The sequence below is a fragment of the SAR324 cluster bacterium genome, assembly GCA_029245725.1.
Taxonomy (GTDB): Bacteria; SAR324; SAR324; order SAR324; family NAC60-12; genus JCVI-SCAAA005.
On the sequence record JAQWOT010000330.1, the window covers coordinates 1 to 3492 of the forward strand.

At 44.6% G+C, this 3492-nt stretch carries 6 protein-coding genes; 1 reads left to right on the plus strand and 5 read right to left on the minus strand.

The window, feature by feature from the left end; all coding sequences use genetic code 11:
- Window positions 1-579: 579 nt before the first annotated feature.
- The 5 genes from P8O70_17765 to P8O70_17785 form a co-directional block, all read right to left on the minus strand.
- Entirely contained in the window at window positions 580-999 is a 420-nt protein-coding gene (locus P8O70_17765) for a VOC family protein (GenBank protein MDG2198684.1), read from the minus strand.
- Between the two features lie 126 nt (window positions 1000-1125).
- Window positions 1126-1383, minus strand: a complete 258-nt coding sequence (locus P8O70_17770; protein MDG2198685.1) for a hypothetical protein — start codon at window positions 1381-1383, stop codon at window positions 1126-1128.
- A gap of 345 nt (window positions 1384-1728) precedes the next feature.
- The gene (locus P8O70_17775) at window positions 1729-1965 is read right to left on the minus strand and encodes a hypothetical protein (GenBank protein ID MDG2198686.1); all 237 of its coding nucleotides are present in this window, start codon (window positions 1963-1965) and stop codon (window positions 1729-1731) included.
- A 24-nt stretch (window positions 1966-1989) separates the two neighbouring features.
- Window positions 1990-2178, minus strand: coding sequence for a hypothetical protein (locus P8O70_17780; GenBank protein ID MDG2198687.1), 189 nt, complete (start codon window positions 2176-2178; stop codon window positions 1990-1992).
- A 23-nt stretch (window positions 2179-2201) separates the two neighbouring features.
- Window positions 2202-3053 carry a phytanoyl-CoA dioxygenase family protein gene (locus tag P8O70_17785; protein MDG2198688.1) on the minus strand — a complete coding sequence of 284 codons (852 nt, stop codon included), beginning with the start codon at window positions 3051-3053 and terminating at the stop codon, window positions 2202-2204.
- Between the two features lie 201 nt (window positions 3054-3254).
- On the opposite strand from P8O70_17785, the gene P8O70_17790 reads away from it, so the two are divergent.
- Window positions 3255-3492, plus strand: a 238-nt coding sequence (locus P8O70_17790; protein MDG2198689.1) for a mandelate racemase/muconate lactonizing enzyme family protein, incomplete at its 3' end; no start/stop codon positions are given.

Consider the following 3492-nt stretch of genomic DNA (forward strand, 5'->3'; position numbering starts at 1 on the left):
CAGTTTCGTTGGTCGATCTAGATCCAGACTTCTTCTGTAGTCCATCGCGCAGCCATTGGTTTCGAGAGTTTCGTGTAAAATTCCTTGGACGCAGGCCCACTTGGCCCTGCTTGTTGTGTTGCCTGTAGTACCGTGGTGCGCTGGGAGAATGATCAATCTCCTTTACCCAAGACCTAAATCGTGCTGGTGCTCCTGGCGAACATCATTAAAGATTATTGCGGGATATCAACCCAGGCGATGAAATGGCCGGAAGGTGAGCATGATCGATGGCAGCGCTTAAAGCTCCCAAAACCACTTAGTGGACGTAGCGGCTTACGCGGAATTGCGTGATCTTCGAAAAGTACCAAACCCAGTGATGCCATCGAAGGAACTAGAACGCAAATACCAGAAGCAGGCTCGTTATAAGTGGTAAATAGCGAAGACGGTGGAGTTCATCAGCCATTGATGCAAAAAAATCGAGGCTGGATTCCCTACTGAATCTGTGTGGGTGTACCTCGAGATGATGAAGGTATTTAACGTGGGCAACCTAAAACTCCTCCAACCTTCATAAATTCTTCTGAAATCAATGGAAACTGCGGCTTATTTATCTGTATCGAAACCAGTGTTTGGTTCAATCAAGTCCCAACGATTGCCGTAGTTATCGACTGCGACACAAACTTTTCCAAAATCCTCATATCTAATCGGACCTTCCATCTTGATACCTCGGCTGATCAGATGCTGAACCTGCTTTTGTAAATCAGAGACATGCATAAATAGAAAAACCCTTCCACCTGCTTGTTGGCCAATGACTGCTCTTTGGATAGAATCCTTGGCTTGTGCCAATAATAGGCAACATGAACTCCCCAGAGGGGCAACTTTGACCCAACGCTTCCCTCCATCCATGAGGCTATCTTCTAAGACTTCAAAGCCCCAATCTTTTGTGTAGTGCTCGATTGCAGAGTCATAGTCCTCCACAACTAGAGAGACCATGAAGATTTGCATGCTCGTGGAATTTGCCATCTAATTTTACTCCTTAGAAAGAATATATCCTCAATTCAAAAAGAGTCTGAAAAGTATCCTTCAATATGACAGGCCAATTATCTCCAATCTAATTTCATCTAGAGACATCAACATCATTCTTATGTTCTAAAGCAATGTTCCTCCCTCTTCACTCGAACGGTAGCAAGCTTCCACCAATTTCATTGTTTGAAAGGTGTCTTCCACAGAAGTCAGCAGAGTGTCATCCTCTCCTTTTGAGAAGTGTTGAAGGTTGCTCATTGTGCCAATGAAGGCTTCTGGAAACCGGCCACCTGCAAATTCCGCTTTTTCCCAAGCCAAACCAGCTTTTGGATAAATCCTAACTTCGTCGGGTTCCCCTTTAGGATAGTCGAGCAGTAGTCCCAACTTGACCTATGCCGCACCCTTTTCACAATCAAATCAGATCTCTGCAGCCTGATGATTCGGTCCCTTTGAATAATTATGGTTGATCGAAAGAGTACATCTTACTGAAGGGCTATAATTCAAAATTGTGGTCGTTCGAGTTTGAGCAAATTCTGTAGAGGCTGGATGTGAGAGTGTTTGCACCCAAACCACTTTTGGAGTACCCAAAAAAGATTAGATCAAATCTAGATAGTGGATCGAATGCACCGCAATCTCTTCACGATCCATTTGCTTGAAAAAAGGGAACAGGTGCCAGGGGGTTTCCAAATTAAGATGCACTTCCAGGTCAAGAATGTTTTCAACGATGCCCTACCGCAGAGCATCACGCACAGACAACATCATTGGGCTGAATCGGAGTTGGAAGTTGACCACAGCGGTAAGTTTTTTTCTATGGCAGATCTCAAGAATCCGATAAGCTTCAGCCAAGTTACTGCCCATGGGTTTTTGAATCATCACTGTTGCCCAATCCGGCAAGGACTCCAAGATTTCAGCGATGACAAAGGGTGGGGTCACAAGATCAAAGACTGCGTTCGAAGCCGTTGCCACATCAATCAATCCTTTAATATCTTTTTAGGATTCCAAGCCCCACTTCTTAGCAATATTTTCCAAATTTTCAGAGTTGATATCATGAATTCCCAGAACCGGGAATTTAGTGATCTGATAGGCGGGTAAGTGAGCGTCATTGACAATGCCTCCTGCTCCAACTAGCACAATTGGGCGTGGGTCACTTGGTAAATCCCATTGATAGGCAAGTTTCATGATTCCTCAGAGTTTTTGGTTTTCTAAGAAAAATTTTCGGCTGTTTTAAGGCTTTGATGGCCCTTAGCCTTCGTAGCTTGCGCTGCATCCTTGAACAAAACGGAATTCATCCGCTTTAGTGAGTCCTGATGCATCTCCCATTCAGCCACGCCTAGTTCTGTTTCGGGCAAGTTTGGCCTGTCAAAGTGATTGAATTCATCCTGACCACGAGCCCGTAGGGCAAAGGTACGTCCCCCGTTTTGCTTGACATGAGTTGGGATGAAACGCATTGCAAAGCCAATTCTCGAAGTGTTAGTAGAGTTGGGTTTTGAACCATTAAAGATGCTGACATGATGAAGGCTCATTTGTCCTGCTTCCAAGTCTATTGCCTCTGTTTTTTCGCTAGAAATATCCACCGCAACCTGTTGCCCACGGCTGAGCATATTATCATCACCAAAAGTACCATGATGGGACACTTGGCCTCTGAGGTGGCTCCCGGGAACAACCCACATACAGCCATTCTCCAGATTACTGGGAGTAAAAGCCAACCAAGCGGTGACGATCTCAGGCGGTTCCAAGCCCCAATAGGTACTATCCTGATGCCATGAGACGAAAGAATTCGTCTTGGGGCTCTTAATAAAAAAACTAGCTGACCAAAGGAGAAGATTTCTTCCCAAAACCTGCTCAACAGCATCCAGAATTTGTTCTCTTTGAATTACTTCACAAAGGCTTGGAAACAGGAGGTGAGTATTGGTTCCAAAGGCCCTTGCAGCTTTTTCAGGTTCCTCACGCTGAAATCTAATGATTTGCTCTGCCAAAGCGGCAGCCTCGGAGGAATTCATGACCGGGATTGGACAGGCAAATCCGTTCTGCTCGAATTCTGAAATTGGAAACATAGTTTGTCCTGAAAATTTGGATTCAACTCATGAAACAGCTTTTGAAACCAAGTCTGTTGTTATTTTTTGATTCGACAAATTGGTCAAATTCTGGAATCGACCAATACTTTTCAAGTTTATCAATCTTTCATTTTGCTTAAATTGGATTGAACCTGAAAAGAACTCAATTCAACAAGCATAATTTCATTTTTGAGCGCACACATGGCGAACATTCAACAGATTCAACTCCGATTGGTCAACCTTGATCCGAAGGTCAAGCGTACGGATGCAATCCAGTCCTTTGTCACCCAGGAGACCCCAATTGTCTCCATCATCGATGAAGATGGACAAACAGGCATCAGTTACACCTACACCATCGGTACAGGAGGCACTTCTGTCTTCTACCTGCTCAAAGATCATCTGCTGCCCCAACTGATTGGAAGAGATGCCGAGGACATCG

Coding starts and splice junctions, on each gene's coding strand:
- P8O70_17765 (MDG2198684.1), bottom strand. CDS start 999: ATGGCAAATTCCACGAGCATGCAAATCTTCATGGTCTCTCTAGTTGTG.
- P8O70_17780 (MDG2198687.1), bottom strand. CDS start 2,178: ATGAAACTTGCCTATCAATGGGATTTACCAAGTGACCCACGCCCAATT.
- P8O70_17785 (MDG2198688.1), bottom strand. CDS start 3,053: ATGTTTCCAATTTCAGAATTCGAGCAGAACGGATTTGCCTGTCCAATC.